Source organism: Asticcacaulis benevestitus DSM 16100 = ATCC BAA-896, assembly GCF_000376105.1.
GTDB classification, from domain to species: Bacteria; Pseudomonadota; Alphaproteobacteria; order Caulobacterales; family Caulobacteraceae; genus Asticcacaulis; species Asticcacaulis benevestitus.
Genome location: NZ_AQWM01000011.1, coordinates 39,864 through 58,545, shown reverse-complemented (window position 1 = coordinate 58,545; position 18,682 = coordinate 39,864). Strand labels below are relative to the sequence as shown.

14 protein-coding genes are annotated in these 18,682 nt (G+C 61.0%); 7 read left to right on the top strand and 7 right to left on the bottom strand.

Going from position 1 to position 18,682, the window contains the following annotated elements; all coding sequences use genetic code 11:
* The gene (locus B060_RS0112765; RefSeq protein ID WP_018082183.1) at positions 1 to 4,284 is read left to right on the top strand and encodes a translocation/assembly module TamB domain-containing protein; all 4,284 of its coding nucleotides are present in this window, start codon (positions 1 to 3) and stop codon (positions 4,282 to 4,284) included.
* A 32-nt stretch (positions 4,285 to 4,316) separates the two neighbouring features.
* On the opposite strand, the gene moaC is transcribed toward B060_RS0112765, so the two are convergent.
* From moaC to B060_RS0112750, 3 genes are read right to left on the bottom strand one after another with little or no spacing between them, the layout of a single operon-like run.
* Positions 4,317 to 4,778: a cyclic pyranopterin monophosphate synthase MoaC gene (gene moaC / locus B060_RS0112760; protein WP_018082182.1), complete on the bottom strand. Its 462-nt coding sequence runs from the start codon at positions 4,776 to 4,778 to the stop codon at positions 4,317 to 4,319.
* Positions 4,775 to 5,239: a molybdenum cofactor biosynthesis protein MoaE gene (locus B060_RS0112755; RefSeq protein ID WP_051081079.1), complete on the bottom strand. Its 465-nt coding sequence runs from the start codon at positions 5,237 to 5,239 to the stop codon at positions 4,775 to 4,777. The genes moaC and B060_RS0112755 overlap by 4 nt, the downstream gene beginning before the upstream one ends.
* 2 nt (positions 5,240 to 5,241) lie before the next feature.
* Entirely contained in the window at positions 5,242 to 5,472 is a 231-nt protein-coding gene (locus tag B060_RS0112750; protein ID WP_018082180.1) for a MoaD/ThiS family protein, read from the bottom strand.
* Between the two features lie 190 nt (positions 5,473 to 5,662).
* Here B060_RS0112750 and B060_RS0112745 point away from each other — a divergent pair, with 190 nt between their 5' ends.
* A complete protein-coding gene (locus B060_RS0112745; protein ID WP_023447249.1) occupies positions 5,663 to 6,838 on the top strand; it encodes a polysaccharide biosynthesis protein in 1,176 nt (391 codons plus the stop codon).
* A 190-nt stretch (positions 6,839 to 7,028) separates the two neighbouring features.
* Here B060_RS0112745 and cydX read toward each other — a convergent pair whose 3' ends face one another.
* From cydX to B060_RS0112730, 3 genes are read right to left on the bottom strand one after another with little or no spacing between them, the layout of a single operon-like run.
* Positions 7,029 to 7,151: a cytochrome bd-I oxidase subunit CydX gene (gene cydX, locus B060_RS0112740; RefSeq protein WP_018082178.1), complete on the bottom strand. Its 123-nt coding sequence runs from the start codon at positions 7,149 to 7,151 to the stop codon at positions 7,029 to 7,031.
* A gap of 48 nt (positions 7,152 to 7,199) precedes the next feature.
* Positions 7,200 to 8,360 (bottom strand): cytochrome d ubiquinol oxidase subunit II, encoded by a 1,161-nt coding sequence (cydB, locus tag B060_RS0112735; protein ID WP_018082177.1) that lies wholly within the window; start codon positions 8,358 to 8,360, stop codon positions 7,200 to 7,202.
* Between the two features lie 12 nt (positions 8,361 to 8,372).
* Positions 8,373 to 9,965, bottom strand: a complete 1,593-nt coding sequence (locus tag B060_RS0112730) for a cytochrome ubiquinol oxidase subunit I (RefSeq protein ID WP_026172804.1) — start codon at positions 9,963 to 9,965, stop codon at positions 8,373 to 8,375.
* 131 nt (positions 9,966 to 10,096) lie between these two features.
* Between B060_RS0112730 and B060_RS0112725 the strand changes: the two genes are divergently transcribed.
* Positions 10,097 to 11,779: an ABC transporter ATP-binding protein/permease gene (locus tag B060_RS0112725; RefSeq protein WP_236621535.1), complete on the top strand. Its 1,683-nt coding sequence runs from the start codon at positions 10,097 to 10,099 to the stop codon at positions 11,777 to 11,779.
* Complete coding sequence (locus B060_RS24445; protein ID WP_018082174.1) at positions 11,776 to 13,341, top strand: amino acid ABC transporter ATP-binding/permease protein; 1,566 nt, start codon at positions 11,776 to 11,778, stop codon at positions 13,339 to 13,341. Before B060_RS0112725 ends, B060_RS24445 begins: the two co-directional genes overlap by 4 nt.
* Positions 13,342 to 13,439: 98 nt before the next feature.
* Here the strand turns inward: B060_RS24445 and B060_RS0112715 are convergent, their stop codons facing one another.
* Positions 13,440 to 14,084: a TetR/AcrR family transcriptional regulator gene (locus B060_RS0112715; protein ID WP_018082173.1), complete on the bottom strand. Its 645-nt coding sequence runs from the start codon at positions 14,082 to 14,084 to the stop codon at positions 13,440 to 13,442.
* Between the two features lie 168 nt (positions 14,085 to 14,252).
* On the opposite strand from B060_RS0112715, the gene B060_RS0112710 reads away from it, so the two are divergent.
* From B060_RS0112710 to B060_RS0112700, 3 genes are all read left to right on the top strand, one after another.
* Positions 14,253 to 15,707 carry an efflux transporter outer membrane subunit gene (locus B060_RS0112710; RefSeq protein ID WP_018082172.1) on the top strand — a complete coding sequence of 485 codons (1,455 nt, stop codon included), beginning with the start codon at positions 14,253 to 14,255 and terminating at the stop codon, positions 15,705 to 15,707.
* A 24-nt stretch (positions 15,708 to 15,731) separates the two neighbouring features.
* Entirely contained in the window at positions 15,732 to 16,889 is a 1,158-nt protein-coding gene (locus tag B060_RS0112705; protein WP_018082171.1) for an HlyD family efflux transporter periplasmic adaptor subunit, read from the top strand.
* 144 nt (positions 16,890 to 17,033) lie between these two features.
* Positions 17,034 to 18,602, top strand: coding sequence for a DHA2 family efflux MFS transporter permease subunit (locus B060_RS0112700; protein WP_026172803.1), 1,569 nt, complete (start codon positions 17,034 to 17,036; stop codon positions 18,600 to 18,602).
* Positions 18,603 to 18,682 lie beyond the last annotated feature (80 nt).

Genomic DNA, 18,682 nt, shown 5'->3' with positions numbered 1-18,682 from the left:
ATGGCTCGTAAACCCCGCACACCAAAGCCGCCTGTTGATTCTGTCGCGCCGGAAGGCTTGCCGCAGACTGAGCCCGATTTTGCGCCCGAATCCGAAACGCCAGCCCCCGCGCCGAAACAACCGCGTAAGCCCTTCGATTGGCGCGATATTAGCTGGTCACGCGTGGCGCGTAATATCGCCTTTATCCTGTTAGGTTTCACCGTCCTGATCGGCGCGCTTCTGGCCGGGCTGAACACACCGCCGGGCCGTCGCCTGCTGATCGAACTGGCCACCGGCATCAAGCTCAATTCCGGTCTGCAGATCGAGATCGGCGACATCGACGGCTCGCTTTACGGCGAGATGACCCTGCATGACGTCAAGGTCAAGGACCTCAAGGGCACCTTCATCCAGAGTCCGGCAATTCACCTTGACTGGCGCCCCTTCGGCTATCTCAACAAGCACGTCGATATCCGCGATGTCTCGACGCCGAAGATCGAAGTCCTGCGCCAGCCAGTGCTCAATCCGAGCGATACGCCCAAAAGCGATGGTCCGCTGCTGCCTGACCTCGATATAGATATCAACCGCCTGCGCATCGATGCTTTGGTGCTCGACAAGGCGGTCATGGGTGAAGCGCATACGATTGTGCTCAACGGTCAGGCGCACCTCAAGCGCCAGCGCATCAAGATCGACGCCCTGGCGCTTAGCGAAAAAGGCGATCACCTCAAGCTTGTGGTCGATGCCGCGCCAAATACCAATCAGCTCGATATCATGGCCGATCTCGATGCACCGGCCACGGGCATCGCCGCCACCCTGCTCAAGTTCGACAAAGCTTTCACCGCCAATCTGGGCGGCAAGGGCACCTGGAAACAGTGGAATGGCCGCGCGGTGGCCAATTTCGGTCCTGACAACCTCCTCGATCTTGGCGTTGTGGCGCAAAGCGGAGTCTTCCATGTCACGGGCACAGCCCATCCCGACCAGATCCTGACCGGCGACACCGTGGCTCTGCTGCGCCCGGCTGTGCAGGTCGATCTGACCACCACCCTGAAAAACCGCGCGCTCGACAGCGTGGTAGCGCTCTCGACCGACGCCCTGCGCATCGACGCCAAGGGTGTGGTCGATCTCGCCTCGAACCATTTCCGCAAGCTCGAACTGCATGCCCGACTGCTCAAGCCGGACGTGCTGGGCAAGGATTTCACGGCGTCCAACCTGCACGCCGATCTGCTGGTTGATGGCGATTTCAAGACGCCGCGCATCGATTATGACCTTGCCGCCAAGCGCTTCGATCTGGCGGGCATAAAGCTCACCAGCTTTGCCGCCAAGGGGCGCAGCCGCATGACCGAGACCGGCGTCATCGTGCCGGTCAAGGCCGAACTGACCTCCCTGACCGGTATAGCCTCTCAGGTCGATCCGCTGCTGACGCATCTGAAACTTGATGGCGAGGTCCGTCTGGAGGACGGCAAGCTCTCCAGCAATACGATCCGCGTTACCTCCGACCGCATCAAGGCGACCACCACCCTGACCGGCGATCTTGCCAAAAGCCTATTCGCCGCCGATGTGAAGGCCAATCTCAACGCTTACCCGGTCGAAGACGTCGGTACGGTCAATCTATCGACCACCGCACATGTGGCGCTCAATCATAGCCGGGTCAGCGTCAAGGGCAGCGCCAATGCCCAGACGACGAAGCTCAGCGACAGCCTGCAAGGCGTTCTGGGTGGCAATGCCAAGCTTTCCGGCGGCTATGCCTACAGCGAGAACGGCACCGTGGCCCTGACCAACCTGACCGGCAAGGCGCCGAAATTCACCCTGATCAGCGCCTCAGGCACCCTGACGAAAAACGGCGCGATCAACCTGAACGCCAGGGCCAATTCGCTCGACTATGGCCCGCTCGAAGCCGTGGCCTCGGGCACGCTCGATCACCCCAATGCCGTCATCAAGGCCGCCCACCCAGGCCTTGGCGTGAAGATGGTCGATGTGACGGCGCGCCTTTCCAGCACGCCGGAAGGCTTCGCCCTGCTCGCCGATGGCGGCACGGCCTATGGTCCCTTCAATGCCGACGCCCTGGTCATGACCGGTTCGCCCCTGCGCATCGATATCCACAAGGCGACCTTCGCCGGCATCGACGCTTCCGGTCTGTTGACGCAAGAGTCTTCAGGTCCTTTCTCCGGCACGCTGGCGATCAGCGGCTCCGGCCTCAAGGGCACGGCGGACCTGAGCAGTCAGGGGGGCGATCAGGCCGCTGTGGTCAAGGCCACGGGCAATGACGTCAATATTCCCGGTGACATGAAAATCCATATCGGCCGCGCCATCATCGCCGCCAATATCGTGCTGCACGACCAGATGCAGCTCACTGCCGATGTCCAGATGGCCGATATGCGCTATCAGGATCTGGTTCTGGCCACCGGCCGCGCCAAGGTGGCTATGACCGGCGAACGCGGCACGGTGCAAGCCGTCGCCACCGGCAAGAAGGACGTACCGTTCAACATCGCCATCAACGGCACCCTTGCGCCGAACGTCTATACCTTCGCGGCGCAAGGCAAGGCCAACGACCTGCCCTTCCATCTCGATCATCCGGCGGTCATCAAGAAAAGCGGCGATGACTGGGTGCTGGCGCCGGTCAAGGTCGTGCTGTCACAGGGCAGCATCGATCTGTCCGGTCGTTTTGGCGATACCCTCAAGGCGCAGGCCCGCCTCAATAGTCTCGACCTGTCGCTGGCCAATCTGATCCAGCAGGATCTGGGCCTGACCGGTACGGTCACCGGCGCCGTCGATTTCAGCCAGGCTGGCAATGCCTTCCCAACCGCCCGCGCCAACCTCAAGATCAGTCGCTTCTCACGCGCCAGTGCTGCCGTGGTGTCATCGCCGGTCGATATTGTGCTCGATGCCCGCCTCGATCCGGATCGCAGCCCGACCAACAACTATGTCCATGCCCTGATCCGGCAAGGCAACAGTGCGGTAGGCCGCGCCCAGATGGCCTTGTCGCCTGCCGCCGGCGGGGACTGGATCGCCGATATCAACGCCGCGCAGATCAGCGGAGGCGTGCGCTATAACGGCCCGTCCGGGGTACTGTTCTCGCTAACCGGCATGCCGCGCCAGCAGCTTTCCGGCGCCATCGCCATCGCCGCCGACGTCTCCGGTCAACTCAGCAATCCGCACCTCAACGGCGTCATCAAGGCTACCAGCCTGACCTATGACAACGAGGATTTCGGCACGCGCGTCACCAGCATCGCGCTCGATGGCAAGTTCACCAATGACCGGCTTGAATTGACCAGCTTCTCCGGACGCGCCGGCGAAGGCACGGTCAAAGGCAATGGCTGGATCAGTCTGGCCGCCGCGCAGAAGTTCCCGATGATGGTTCATGTTGATCTCAGCAATGCCCGCCTGGCGCGCAGTCAAGCGATCAACTCGACGGTTTCCGGCACGCTCGACATCACGAACAACGAAACGGACGGCGCGCTGATCAAGGGCAATCTGCGTCTGCCGCAACTCAGATATACCATCCTTAAGCAGACCGCCGCTGAGGTAGCCGTGCTCGATGGCGTGCGCCGCAAGGGTGAAAACGCCAATGCTGTGGCGACAGCCGATACCCTGCCCGCCCTCTGGCGTCTGGATATTCAGGTCCGCGCCGATAACCAGATTTTTGTTTCGGGCATGGGGCTCGCTTCGGAATGGTCGGCGCGCCTGCGCGTCAACGGCACCACGCGCGACCCGCGCATTGTCGGTGAAATGAAGGTCGTGCGTGGCAACTATACCTTTGCCGGTCGCTCCTTCGACATCGATTCCGGCACCATCACCTTCGATGGCGGCCCCGTCACCGATCCGGAAATCAGCCTGAGCGCCAGCGCCGATCTGCAGGATATCAAGGGCACCATCAAGGTGACAGGCTCGGCGCAGCGTCCGGATATCGCCTTCTCCTCCACGCCCGCCCTGCCGCAGGATGAAATCCTGTCACGGATGCTGTTCGGCGAAAGCGTGGCCAACATCTCGGCCACCGAAGCGCTGCAACTGGCCTCGGCGGTCAATGGCCTCAATGGCGGCAAGGATTACCTCAATCCCCTCGGCGCGCTCCAGTCCGCCACCGGTATCGACCGTCTGCGCATCATAGGGGCCGATACCGCGACCGGCCGCGGCACGTCGCTCGCAGCGGGCAAGTACCTGACCAACAATGTCTATGTCGAGATCGTGACCGACACCAAGGGCTTCATGGCCACACAGCTTGAGATCGCCCTGTCGCGCAGCTTGAGTATTCTGTCGCAAACCGGTAATGCCGGCACTGCAGCGAGCCTCAGATATTCAAAGGATTACTAGTGCGGCCTCTCCCCAGTACGGGCTGGTAACGGCTACCAGTCCGACTTTCCGCCGCTCTTGGCCGTGACCTCAATACCTTCGATCCGCATGGTCTTGTCGACCGCCTTAAGCATGTCATAAAGCGTGAGTCCGGCCACGCTGACCGCCGTCAGGGCCTCCATCTCGACGCCGGTCTGCGAGGTCGTTTTGACCTCGGCCGTGATGTCGAAGCCCGGCAGATCATGATTGACCGCAATCACCACCGCCACCTTGCTCAGCGCCAGGGGATGACACAGCGGAATCAGGTTCGAGGTCTGCTTGGCGGCCATGATGCCGGCCAGTTCGGCGGTGGATATCACCGCGCCTTTCGGCGTTCGCCCCTCGATCACCAGCGCCAACGTCTCGGTCGCGCAGACCAGCTTCCCTTGCGCCTTGGCGATACGCGCCGTCACAGCCTTATCCGACACATCGACCATGCGGGCGCGTCCGGTTTCATCGAGATGCGACAGGCTCATGGCTTACTCCAGCGTTGCAAATCTTCGGCGTCCTTGCCGGTCGGTTCGATCCAGTGGTCGATATCGGGGCCGACTTCGCGCTTCCACAGCGCCGCCTCCGATTTCAGCCGGTCCATCATGTAGTCCACCGCCTCAAAGGCCGCGCGCCGGTGCGATGACGCCGCCGCCACAAACACCACCGGCTGGCCGGCTTTCACCTTGGCGCAACGGTGTCTGATCACCAGTGCAGCGATCTCGAACCGCTCGGCCGCCGTCTCGGCAATGGCGTGCATCGACGCCTCGGTCATGCCGGGATACCAGTCGAGATAAAGGTAATCGACGATTACGTCCTTCGCCGCTGCACGCACCACACCCGTAAAGGCGGTCACCGCGCCAAGGTGCCCGAAACACGCTAGAAACGCCGCATGCTCTTGAACAGGATCAAGCGTCTCAGGCAGGAGTTTTACATCTATATCCGCCATGATCATCCGCCTGAAAACACGGAGAAAAAGGCCACTTCGTCACCATCGTGTAAAGCCTGGTCACCGCTCTGGATGACCTGATTGACGCTCATCAGCACTTTCGAATCGTCATCGCCGATAAACAGGCGTGCGCGCAAGCTGAGCAGGCTTAGGCCCTCGGCAGGCACGTCGATCTGCGTCCGGCGCTGCCCCAGCGCCTCGGCCACACGGCCGAAAAATAGTGCGTCGATCATCGCCCGCGCCTCATATTCGCCACTTCATGCACAGACTTATGCGTCAGGTTGCAAAAAATTGATCCACTCGTTTGTTATGGCCTTGATAAAACGATCATAACAAGCTCAATACGCACTGTCAGTATCCAGCGTCGAGCGATAATCCTAATCGTCGCGGCGCTCCAGTTTTAATTACGCGCCAGGGACATCCATGAGCCTGAACTATCGACTGCTTCGGTTTATGACCCGGCTGTCCTCCTTTGGTAAGAAAAACGGCACCATCCCCCTGCCCGACCCGAGCGATCCGGCGTCGTTCAAGGTGCTGCTGCATCGTCCTCAGGTCCAGCTTGATACCGATGGCCTGAAAGGCTTTTACAGCGGCAAGCGTATTCTGGTGACCGGCGCCGGCGGCTCGATCGGTTCGGAAATCTGCAAGCAGGTGCTGGCGCTTGGCGCCGAACATGTCAGCCTGATCGATCACTCCGAACTGGCGCTCTATGAGATTGACCGCGCGATCAAACTTGAATTTCCCAACAACGGAGCCGGCGAACGGGCGCGCCCCTTCCTGTGCAGCGTGCGCCGCAAGGAACGCATCGCCGCCCTGGTCGCGCAGCAGAGGCCCGACGTCATCTTCCATGCCGCCGCCCTCAAGCACGTGCCGATGGTCGAGCTGAATCCGAGCGAGAGCGTGCTGACCAATGTGCTCGGTACGCAATATGTCATCGATGCCGCCAAGGCCGCCGGTGTCAAGCAACTGGTGCTGATATCGTCCGACAAAGCCGTGGCGCCATCGTCGCTGATGGGCGCCACCAAGCGACTGGCCGAACACCTCATCCGCACGCAGATTTCCGACACCCACCAGGCCTGCGTCGTGCGCTTTGGCAATGTGCTGGGCTCGACCGGATCCGTGGTGCCTTTGTTCAAGTCGCAGATCGAGCGCGGCGGGCCGATCACCCTGACCGACCGCGAAGTCGAGCGTTACTTCATGACCATTTTCGAGGCGGTGCAACTCGTGCTCACCGCCGCCATGAACAACGCGAAGACGCCGGATCACAAGTCCGGCCTTTACATCCTTGAGATGGGCAAGCCGGTCAAGATCATGGATCTGGCGACGCGGATGATCAAGCTCTACGGCCTCAAGCCCGATAAGGATATCAAGATCACCTTCACAGGCTTACGCGAAGGCGAGAAAATCACCGAAGCGCTGGTGGACGACAATGAGGTGCGTGAACTGGTGCTGCCGGGCATTTTCGAGGTGGTCAATCAGGCGCACGTGGCGCCGGTCCCCGATGAGGTGATGCAGACCCTTTATGCGCTCGCTCAGGAAGGCCACGACGCGCCGGCCAAAACCATGGTCTTCAATCTGGTCAATTCCCTGCGCGCCTAGAGCGTGTTCCGATCTGATTGGATCAGATCGGCGCTCTAATTTTTTATTTTGACGCGCTTTTTTTTTATCCGAAAAGTGCGTCACACTTTTCGGAAAGCGCTCTAGGCAGGCGGGCATGAAAAAGCCGGCCTGACAGGATCAGGCCGGCTCAGCATTCAGGTGGCGCGGGGGAAGCCAGCCTGAAATGTCACTAGTCGATATAGGGGTCTTCGGCATCGGGATCATCGGTGGTATGGAATTCATACCAGATACCGTTGAGAGCACCGACAGCGACGGCCAGGCCGACACCTAAGATCCAAGAAAAATACCACATGTGCTTAGTCCTGTGATGGGCAGGGAGGCCAAAGCCTCCCTGGTTTGATTAATAGAGATCGGGGTTGGTGCGCAGGTCTTCGGTCTTGATCCGGCCAAACAGCACCTTGTAAACCCAGGCGGTGTAGAACAGTACGATCGGCAGGAAGACCAGCGTCACCAGCAACATGATGAACAAGGTCAGGTGCGAGCTGGAGGCGTTCCAGACCAGCAGGCTGGAGTGCGCGTCGACGGTGCTGGGCAGGATGATCGGGAACATCGAGCAACCAACGGTGCCGATAATGCCAACGATCGCCAGGGACGAGCCACTGAAGGCCAGCCAGTCGCTGCGCAGACGTTGGCCGGCAATGGCGATAAGGGGACCGACAAAACCCAGCACAGGAGCCGCCCACATCCAGGGATACTTGGCGAAGTTGTTAAGCCAGGCGCCAGCGGCCGGCACCACTTCGGTATGGATCGGATTGGACGGGGCACCGCTATTGACCGAACCCACGACGGTGAAGCCCAGGCCGGAGAAGCGGATGAACACGTAACCGGCAGCGAAGAGCAGGATCACACCCAGGGCGGCGAATAGGCCAAAGCGCAGGGCGCGTTCACGCACGATGCCTTTTTCCAGCTTGAGGCCGAGCCAGGTCGAACCTTGCAGCACCAGCATGGCCACGGAGGTCAGGCCGCACAGGACGGTGAAGGGCGAGAACAGGCCAAGCAGGCCGCCCAGGAACATGTCATGATAGGTGGCGCGCAGATCGCTATCGAAACTGAAGGGCGCACCTTGGAGCACGTTGCCAATGGCCACGCCGAAGACCAGGGCCGGAATGAAGCCACCAGCGAACAGCGCCCAGTCCCAGTTGCGGCGCCAGGCCTTGCCCGGACGCTTCGAGCGATACTTGAAGCCGACGGGACGCAGGATGAGGGCCGTCAGAACCAGAAACATGGCAAGATAGAAGCCGGAGAAGCTGACGGCGTAGACGAAGGGCCAGGCCGCGAAGATGGCGCCGCCCCCCAGGATGAACCACACCTGATTGCCTTCCCAGGTGGCCCCCACCGTGTTGATGACGGTGCGGCGCTCGGAGTCGTTCTTGGCGACGAAGGGCAGCAGGGCCGCCACCCCCATGTCGAAGCCGTCCATGATGGCGAAACCTATCAGCAGCACGCCGACCAGGCCCCACCAGATAACCCTGAGGGTCATGTAGTCGAGAGGTAATTCCATTGGTGTAACTCCTTATTCCGCGGGGCCGACAACGGGCATGGCGGGGTCATCGGTGGGGCTGACGTCGGGATCATCGTGCATCCGGCCGAACTTGGCCTGATACGGTCCCTTTTTGATGGCGTGGATCATCAGATTGATCTCGATAACCGCCATGATGCCGTAGACCAGGGTGAAGCCGACAATTGTGCTCCAGATCTGTCCCTTGGTCAGGCTGGATGCGCCCAGGAAGGTCGGCAGCACACCGTCCACCGCCCAGGGCTGGCGGCCGATTTCAGCCAATACCCAGCCCGCTTCGATGGCGATCCAGGGAAAGGGAATGGCGATGATACAGGCCAGCAGGAACAGGCGGTTATTGTGCTTCTCGAAAGTCACCATCAAGAAGGCGGTGGCGAAGAGAAGGATAAAGGCAAAGCCCAGTCCGGCCATGACGCGGAAGCTCCAGAACATCACCGGTACATTAGGGATGGTGTCGAGCGAAGCCTGAACAATCATCTGATTGGTGGCCATCCGCGGGTCAGCAACATATTTTTTAAGCAGGAGGGCATAACCGAGATCGGACTTGTGAGCCTCGAAAAGCGCACGCGCCGCCAGATCTTCAGGATTGGACTTCAGCTTCTCAACCCCGTCATAGGCGATGATACCCGAACGGATGCGCGCCTCAGCCTTATCGGTCAGGTCAAGGATGCCGATGACCGGTTGATCGACGCTGCGCGTGGCAATCAGGCCAAGCACATAGGGGATCTTGACGTCAAAATCGGTGCGCTGTTCTTTCACATTGGGGATACCGAACACCGAGATGCCAGCCGGAGCTTTTTCCGTGTGCCACATGGATTCGAGTGCGGCGAGCTTCATCCTCTGGTTATCGGTCAGGGCGTAGCCGGATTCATCCCCCAGCACGACAACCGACAGCGAAGACACCAGGCCGAAAGCGGCGGCGACGGCCATGGAGCGCTTGGCGACGCTGGTCCATTTGTTATTCCAAAGATAGATGGCCGAAACCCCCATCACGAAGACCGCAGCCAGCACGTAGCCAGCACTGACGGTGTGGACGAACTTGGCCTGCGCCACCGGATTGAACAGAACCTCCATGAAGTTGGTGACTTCCATCCGCATGGTGGCCGGATTGAATTCAGCCCCTGCTGGGTGCTGCATCCAGCCATTGGCGACAAGAATCCACAGGGCCGACAGATTGGTGCCGAGCGCGACCATGAAGGTCACCATCAGGTGCGCCGGGCGGGAGAGTTTTTCCCAGCCGAAGAACATCAGGCCGACGAAGGTGGCTTCCAGGAAGAAGGCCATCAAGCCCTCAATCGCCAGAGGCGCGCCGAAAATATCGCCGACATAGTGCGAGTAATACGACCAGTTCATGCCGAACTCGAATTCCATGGTGAGGCCTGTTGCCACACCCAGAACGAAGTTGATGCCGAACAATAGCCCCCAGAAGCGGGTGATTGTGCGCCAGATTTCCTTGCGCGTAAGGACATACACGCTTTCCATGATCACCAGCATGAAGCTGAGGCCAAGGGTGAGCGGTACGAAGAGAAAGTGATACATGGCAGTCAAGGCGAATTGCAGCCTTGAGAGTTCTACGGTACTGAGGTCCATCAGTCGTCCCCGATTAAAAAACTTCGCGTCTCTGGTGATGAAGACGCCTAAAATTCACGCTTAGCAATGCTTTTTCTCAACTCAAAAGGGAAACGGCACAGCTAAAACCATAGAAACAATAAGGCTTAATTTTGCGCCGCACAACATCCAAGATGTCGCACCCTGACGCCGCAGCCGATACCGGTGACAGCCAGGTCAGGCTGCGGAGACAGTTACGGGCATGGGCCAAAGCAGAGACGAAAACCCTGCGCCTGACCGGCTGGCTGGGTCTGGCGGAAGGTCTTTGCATCGCCGCTTTTGCCTGGGGCCTCAGCCATATGGTCAGCGACCTGTTCGGCCACCCCGAGACACTCAGCGCCCTGTTGCCGGCGCTTCTCGTCACGGTCGGAGCGCTGGCTGTACGCGCAGGTATAGGCCTTATAAACCAGAAGCTTAGCCTGAAAGCGGCGCGCAGCATCATCCGGCATATCCGCCTCGATATCATGGGCAAGGCCCTGGCCGGGCGGATCGACTCCGCTCAGCATCAGTCGCGCCTCAACGCCCTGTTTGAAGACAGCGAGGCGCTCGAAGGCTACTACGCCCGGTTCAGTCAGAGCGAGCTTCAGGCGCGCGTCCTGCCACTGGGCCTGCTTGCCCTGATGGCGGTGGTCAGTCCGGTCAGCGCTGGTATTTTGCTGCTCACCCTGCTTCCGTTTGTCGCACTGATGGCGATCCTCGGCATGACCAGCGCCGACGAGTCGAAACGTCAGCTCGAGGCCCTGTCCCGGCTGTCCAACCTGTTCGTCGATCGCATCAAGGCCCTGCCGCTGATCCTCAGCTTCGAAGCTGGGCCGCGTCAGGTGCGCAGCGTCGGCCATGCCGCGCGCGATGTCGCCGAACGGACGCTGCGGGTGCTGAAGGTGGCTTTCGTGACCTCGGCGGTACTCGAATTTTTCAGCGCGCTCAGCGTGGCACTGATCGCCATCTATTGTGGCTTTTATCTGCTCGGCGAACTGCCCTTCCCTTCGCCGGAAATCCTGACCTTTCCGGCCGCCTTCTTCGTTCTGGCCTTGGCGCCGGAGGTTTATGCGCCGATGCGCCGCTTGGCCGCCGCCTATCACGATCGACAAACGGCCATGGCGGCGACACAAAGGCTTATCGCGCTGGACATTTTGCCGGAAACCACACCTGCCGCGCCGCTTATCAGCGCGCCGGAAATCATCTATCAGGATGTGATCTGTGGCTTTGCCGACGATCCCGATTTCCGCATCGGGCCGGTCAGCTTTACCGCCCGTCCGGGTCAGGTTATCGCCCTGCGCGGGCCGACAGGTTCGGGCAAGACCACGCTGCTGCGCCTGTTACTTGGCTATGGGCACAAGATCTCCGGCGACATCCTGATCAAGGGTGAAAGCGCAGGCGATATCAGCGCCAGCATCGCCTGGGTGTCGCAAAATCCGCCCATACTCTCCGGCACCCTCGCCGACAACCTGACCCTGGCCAATCGTGCCGCAACGAAGGCCGATATCGCGCAGGCCATCACAGACTTTCATCTGGAAGGGTTGGTCACCACGCGCGACAAGGCGCTGCTGCACGATCTCAACGAACGCGGCTCCGGCCTGTCCGGTGGCGAACGGCGCAAGCTTGGCCTCGCCCGTGCCGCCTTGAAAGAGGCGCCGATCCTTCTGCTAGATGAACCGACCGCCGATCTCGACTCAGCCGCCGAAGATGACCTGATCCGTTTGCTGCCGGCGCTGTTCAAGGGCCGCACCGTCATCCTTTCCAGCCATTCGCCAAAGCTGTGCGCCCTGGCCGACCTCGTGGTGGATATCACATGACCTTCGCCCATTTCTTCAAAACCCTCAAAACGACCTACGGCTCACGCCTGTTTCTTACCGCTGTCTTTGCGGCCGGTGTCAGTATTTCCGCTGTCAGCCTGCTGGGAATTTCCGGCTGGTTCCTGACCGGGGCGGCGGTGGCCGGGGCCGGCGGCGTTCTGCTGGCGCAGGGCTTTAACTACCTGCTGCCGAGCGCTGCCATTCGCTTCTTTGCCATTACCCGCACCATCCTGCGCTATGGTGAGCGCTATACCGGCCACTCGGCGGCGCTCCGGGCCATGGCCGATCTGCGCCCGGCCCTGCTGACGCGCGTGATCAACGCGCAGCCGGAAATAACCTTGCGCTTAAGCCGCGGCGAAGCCTCCAGCCGCTTTATTCAGGACGTCAGCGCCCTCGAAAACGCGCTGGTGATGCAGAGCGCGCCCATCGCCGGCCTTGCCGGTATGGTGACGGCCCTGATCTTGACCGCGCTGGCCGGCCTATGGGTCGCCCTTGTTCTGCTCGTCTTCATGGCCATTGCTCTGGCCGGCAGCGTGTGGATACACCGCCGCATCAACGATAACAGCGCTTCGGAACAGGCGGCCATGGGCGCGGTGAAGGCGCGCTTCTTCGCCCTCATGACCTTACTGCCGGATATCCGCGCCTACGATCTGCGCAAGCCTCTGCTGACTGAACTTGAGACGCTGGAGACCGCCTTGGTCGAGGCCCGCACGCGCGTTATCGGCAAGGATGCGCTCAGCAACGCCTGGACCACAGGGCTGACCGGACTCGCCCTCGCCTGCGTCGCCATGGCTGCCCTGGGCCAGCCTCTGGCGCATATGGCGCTGGCGATCCTGGCCGCCAGCATGGGCTTTGAGAGTCTCGGCATCCTGATCAAGGCTGTGGCGCAGAAGGACGGATTCGATCAGGCGCGGGCACGCGTCGCCGACATCTACGACCAGCCGCAGGTTTCTGCCCCGCTTGTGTTTGAGACGCCGGCTTTCAGCTTCAAGGGGGAAATGGTCATGCTCGACAGCACCTTGCGCCTGCGCATCGACGGCCCCTCCGGCAGCGGCAAGACGCGCCTGATCGAGACCTTGATGGGATTGCAAACGGTGGAAGGTCTGGAGGTTCACTCAAGCCGGGATCAGTTTTCACTCTGTCCGCAGGACGCCGGCCTGATCACCGGCACGATCCGCGACAACCTGCTGATGGCCTTTTCCGACGAAGCCTTGAAAGGCTTGAACCAGGCCGCGCGAGAAGCGGCTCTTTTCGGCGCATTGGAAGCCGCCTGCCTGTCTAACCGTGTAAAGGCCTTGCCAAAAAGCCTCGATACCTGGATCGGCGATGGTGGCGTCACGCTTTCGGGTGGTGAGCGCAAACGCCTCGCTCTCGCGCGCAGCCTGTTGCGCGAGGCGCCGATCCTTATTCTTGATGAACCGACCGAAGGGCTCGACCTTGCCACCGAAGCGCAGGTGGTCGGGAATCTGGCGAAGCATCTGTCTGAAAAGCGGCAGGGTTTGATCCTGATCAGTCACCGTGAAGGCCCGCGCGCTCTGACGGACCATATCCTGTCGGTTTAGAGCGTGTTCCGATCTGATTGGATCAGATCGGCGCTCTAATTTTTTGTTTTGATGCACTTTTTTATCCAAAAAGTGCGTCACACTTTTCGGAAAGCGCTCTAAGCCTTCGCACCGTAAGCGGCGAAGAAGACAAAGATCGCAGCGTCAACCTCGGCCGCGATCTCGGCATCCGTCGGCACTGGTATAAAGTTGAGCAGGCGCGCCTTGATCATGCGGCCATGGATCAAAGAGGTGAACTGATGCGCCGCCACCATAACGTCCGGCATGGTCAGTTCACCGCGATCCTTGGCCTTTTGCATATAATTGGCCAGCATACGCGCCCCCTGCATAGGGCCGCTTTCATAGAACTCGCGGCCAATCTCGGGCGATTTGGAGCTCTCCGCCGAAATGACACGCCAGTTTTGCAAGACCTGTTCGGCGGTAAAGGCGCGCAGGTAGCCCTTGCCAAAAGCGGTCAATAAGGTGCGGGCATCGCCGTCCCCGATCAGCAAGTCGGCAATATTACCACGATGCAGGGCGCACGTGCGCTGCACATAGGCCAGAAACAGCTCTTCCTTGCTCTTGAAATAGTTATAGAGCGTACCCTTTGAGCCACCGAGCCTGGCCGCGATCGAGGACATCGACGCGCTGGCATAGCCTTCGGTCAGGAATATCTCAGAAGCAACATCGAGAATCGCTTCGCGGCGGTCCTCGCCGCTCATGCGGCCCTTGCTGTCAATCGTCTTGGTAAGCTTGGTATCCATGGTCTGTACGCCTGTAACCTCTCGTTTTGCACTGCGGAAAAAATTAAGAACCGTACTGTATGGTCAGTTGACAGATACAGCGTATGGGACTATGTGTCCACAAGAAATGACCATACCGTACGGTTATTTCAAGGGCCTCCCCCCTAAAGACGTATTCAGAGACGTATAATGACACATGACCGTTCCTCCTCCTCGTTGAAGCCACGCAGCGCAGTCGCCATCGCCGCCTTGCTGGCGGCCGTTGCCTTGAGCGCCTGCACCACGATCCCGCAGAGTGCGCCGTTCGCATCTGAGCCCAGCCAGGCCAAGAAGGTCAACCCCATCGATTCCGTGAACGGAGAATTATGGTGGAAAGGGCTAGGCGACGCCCAGTTACAGACCCTGCTCACTCAGGCTTTCAACAATTCGCCATCTTTGGCCATGGCCGAGGCCCGCCTCAATCAAGCCCAGGCCGCCGTGTCGCAATACCGTGCCAGCAGCGCTCCGCAGGTCGGGCTCAACGCCACCGCCTATGAAGGCAAGCAGAGCTACAACTACCTCTTCCCCAAGGAAGCCGTGCCGCAGGGCTATCAGGACTACGGCCAGGCCACGCTGAGCTTCAACTGGGAACTGGATTTCTGGGGTAAAAACCGCGCCGCCGTCGCCGCCGCCAGCACCAACGCTCAGGCCGCCGCCGCCGATGCCGCCCAGGCCCGACTGGTGATTTCCACTGCCATCGCCAATGCCTATATCGAGCTTGACCGCCTGTATCAGGAACGCGATCTGGCCGAGCGTGCCGTCGCCATCCGTCAGGACAGCGCACATCTGGTGCAGCAAAAGCTCGATAACGGTGTCAGCAACCAGGCCCAGAACGAACAGGCTAGGGCCGGCATCTATGCCGCGCAGGCCGATCTCGACGCGCTGGATGAGCAGATCGACCTCAACAAGCACCTGATCGCCATGCTGACCGGCGCCGCACCCGATTTCGCCGCCACGCTCAAGCGCCCGGCCCTCGCCGCCAACGCTCAGGCCTTCGGCGCCGTGCCGGAGCGCATCGATCTCAACCTGATCGGCCGCCGTCCTGACGTGATCGCGGCCCGCTGGCGCGCCGAGGCCGCTTCGGCCCACATCAAGCAGGCCCATGCCGCCTTCTACCCCAATATCAACCTGGCCGCCTATGTCGGTGCGCAGGCCTTGGGTCTTAACAATCTATTCTCTTCCGGCTCCGATATCGGCCAGGTCGGCCCGGCCATCAGCCTGCCCCTTTTCGATGGCGGCGCGCTGAAGGCCAATCTCAAATCGGCCGAATCCGAACACGCCCTGGCCATTGCCAGCTACAATCAGGATGTCCTCGTCGCCATGCAACAGGTGGCCGACACCCTGACCAGCCAGAAGGCGCTGAAATCAAGGCTCGACAATTCCGAGCAAGCCCTGACCGCTTACGAAAAGGCCTACAGCCTGTCGAAGCTGCGCTATGATGGCGGCCTGTCGGATTACACCACCCTGCTGGTGGCCGAGCAAAGCCTGCTCAACCAGCGCCGTGTCGTCGCCGACCTGCGCAGCCGCGCCCTGACCCTTGACGTCGCCCTGATCAAGTCCCTTGGCGGGACCTATGCGGGCAATACCGACACCTCCACGAATTAAGCTCTTAAAAACAGAGATTTGCACATGCCCGATACAGCCCAAGCCACTGACAAGGTTCAGTCTTCCGCCCCCAAGCCCGTGGCCAACGCCGCCGGCGACGCCAATCGCAAACGCCTGCTGACCTATCTCGGCATCGCCGTCGTCATCGGCGCGGTCGCCTATAGCGCCTATTATGGCCTCGTCGCCTCGCATTACGTCTCGACCGACAATGCCTATGTCGGCACCGATACGGCGCAGGTCAATGCTCTGGTCTCCGGACCGGTGGCCACGATCGTCGTCTCGGAAACACAGGTGGTGAAGGCCGGCGACGTGCTGCTCACCATTGATGACGCTGACGCGAAGATCGCCGTTGCCCAGGCCAAGGCCGCCCTCGCTTTGGCGCAGCGCCATGTGCAAGGCTATTACGCCAGCGATGAAGCCCTCGCCGGTCAGGTCGGCGCCAGTCAGGCCGAGGTGGCCCGCGCCACCGCCATGATCGCTTCGGCGCAATCGGGGCTCGATAACGCCAAGACCGAACTGACCCGCCGACAAAACCTGGCTCAATCCGGCGCCGTGTCGCAGGAAGAACTTACCACAGCCCAGAACGCCTATACCCAGGCCCAGGCTGTCTACAACACCGCCGTCGCCAACCACGCCTCGGCCGTGGCCGGCGTTCAGGCCGCGGGCGGCCAGCGCGCCACCAATGCGGCGCAGTTCACCGGCGCCAGCGCTGACCAGAACCCTGAAGTACTGGCAGCCCAGGCCAAACTCGACGCCGCCAATCTGGCGCTCGAACGCACCGTAGTGCGCGCACCCACCGATGGCATTGTCGCCAGGAAGGCTGTCCAGGTCGGCCAACAGGTCGCCGTCGGCACACCGCTAATGACCGTCGTGCCAACCGCACGCGCCTATGTCGACGCCAACTTCAAGGAAGGCCAGCTCAAGAAGGTCGTTCCCGGCCAGACGGTTGAGCTGCATTCCGACCTGTATGGCAAGAGCGTCACCTATCACGGCACGGTCCGCGGTATTTCCGGCGGTACGGGTTCGGCCTTCTCGCTGATCCCGGCCCAGAACGCTTCGGGCAACTGGATCAAGGTGGTCCAGCGCCTGCCTGTCCGCATCGACCTCGATCCGAAGGAACTGGTCGCGCACCCCTTGCGCGTTGGCCTCTCGATGGATGCCGAAATCGATACACGTAAGTAAGTCAGTACGGTTGAATGCCCCTCACCCCAACCCTCTCCCCGCTCTCGCAGGGAGAGGGGGCTATTAGTGCCGTCAGGCCCCCTCGCCCCGTTTACGGGGAGAGGGTTGGGGTGAGGGGCCGCTCTTCTTTTTAGAGGCTCCACCATGTCCTCCTCCGCTGCGCCCGCTACGGGTGCCCCCGCCTTTCCCGCCCCGATGACCGGCGGCCTGCTGGCCATCACCGCTCTGGCGCTGGCGCTCGGCACCTTCATGCAGGTGCTCGACGGCACGATCGCGAACGTGTCGGTGCCGACCATCGCCGGCGATCTCGGCGTCTCGACCTCGCAAGGCACCTGGGTCATCACCTCGTTCGCCGTATCCAACGGCATCTCCGTGCCCCTCACCGGCTGGCTGATGGGGCGCTACGGCGTGGTGAAGACCTTCACCGCCTCGGTGCTTCTGTTCACCATCGCCTCCTTCCTGTGCGGCATCGCCTGGAACATCGACTCGCTGATCTTCTTCCGCATCCTGCAGGGCGCGGTCTCTGGCCCGATGATCCCCGGCAGCCAAGCCCTGCTGATGATGATCTTCCCGCCCAATAAACGCGGCACAGCCCTGGCGATCTGGTCGATGACCACCCTCGTCGCCCCGATCTGCGGGCCGATTTTGGGGGGCTATATCTCCGATAACTTCACCTGGCCGTGGATCTTCTTCATCAACCTGCCGGTCGGCGCGTTCTGCGCCTTCTTCTGCTGGCGCGGCATGGCTTCACGCGAAACTCCGACCTATCAGCGCCCGATCGATCGCACCGGCTTTGCCCTGCTTGTCATCTGGGTCGGCGCCCTGCAGGTCATGCTCGACACCGGCAAGGACGTCGACTGGTTCAACTCGCCGGCCATCGTGGTCGAAACCATTGTCGCCATCGTCGCCTTCATCGCCTGGGTGATCTGGGAACTGAACGACAAGAACCCGATGGTGGACTTAAGCTTCTTCAAGACGCGCAATTTCGCCTTCGGTACGCTGGTGCTCTGTATCGCCTACGCCATCTTCTTCGGCGCCAACCTCTTGATGCCTTTATGGCTGCAAACCAATATGGGCTATATCGCCACCTGGGCCGGTCTGGTGGCCGCGCCTTCGGGCATCATCGCCGTCATCCTGACGCCGTTTGCCGCGCGGATGCTCAACCGTTATGACGCGCGCATCCTCGGCACGGCATCGCTGGTGCTGTTCGCGCTGTCCTTCTTCATGCGCTCGCTCTACACCACCGAGGCCAGCTTCTTCCAACTGATGCTGCCCACCCTCGTCATGGGCGCAGCAATGAGCTTCTTCTTCATCTCCTTTATCAGCATCGGCCTGAATGGCATTGCACCTGAGCGCGTGCCGGCCGCCTCCGGCCTGTCGAACTTCGCTCGTATCATCGCCGGTTCGTTCGCCGCTTCGCTGGTGACCACTATTTGGGAGCGCAGCGAAAGCCAGCACCAGACCCGTCTGGCTGAGATTATGGGCATGACCGATCCGGCCTTCGTCAACGCCATGCGTCAGGCGCAGGAGTTCGGGCTTTCCACCGCTCAGAGCACCAGCGTGATCATGCGGCAGGTATCTTCTCAGGCCTTCCTCCTGTCTACGGTCGATCTGTTCCGTATCTCGTCGATTGTCATCATCCTGTTGATCCCGGCCGTCTGGCTGTGCCGCAAGACCCTGGTCACCGGCCCGGTCACGCACGCGGCGGATTAAGAAAGGTTGATCCACAGATTACACAGATTAAGAGGCGCGTTCGCGCTGTTGCGTCCCTGACGCCTTCGCGATGTGTTTCC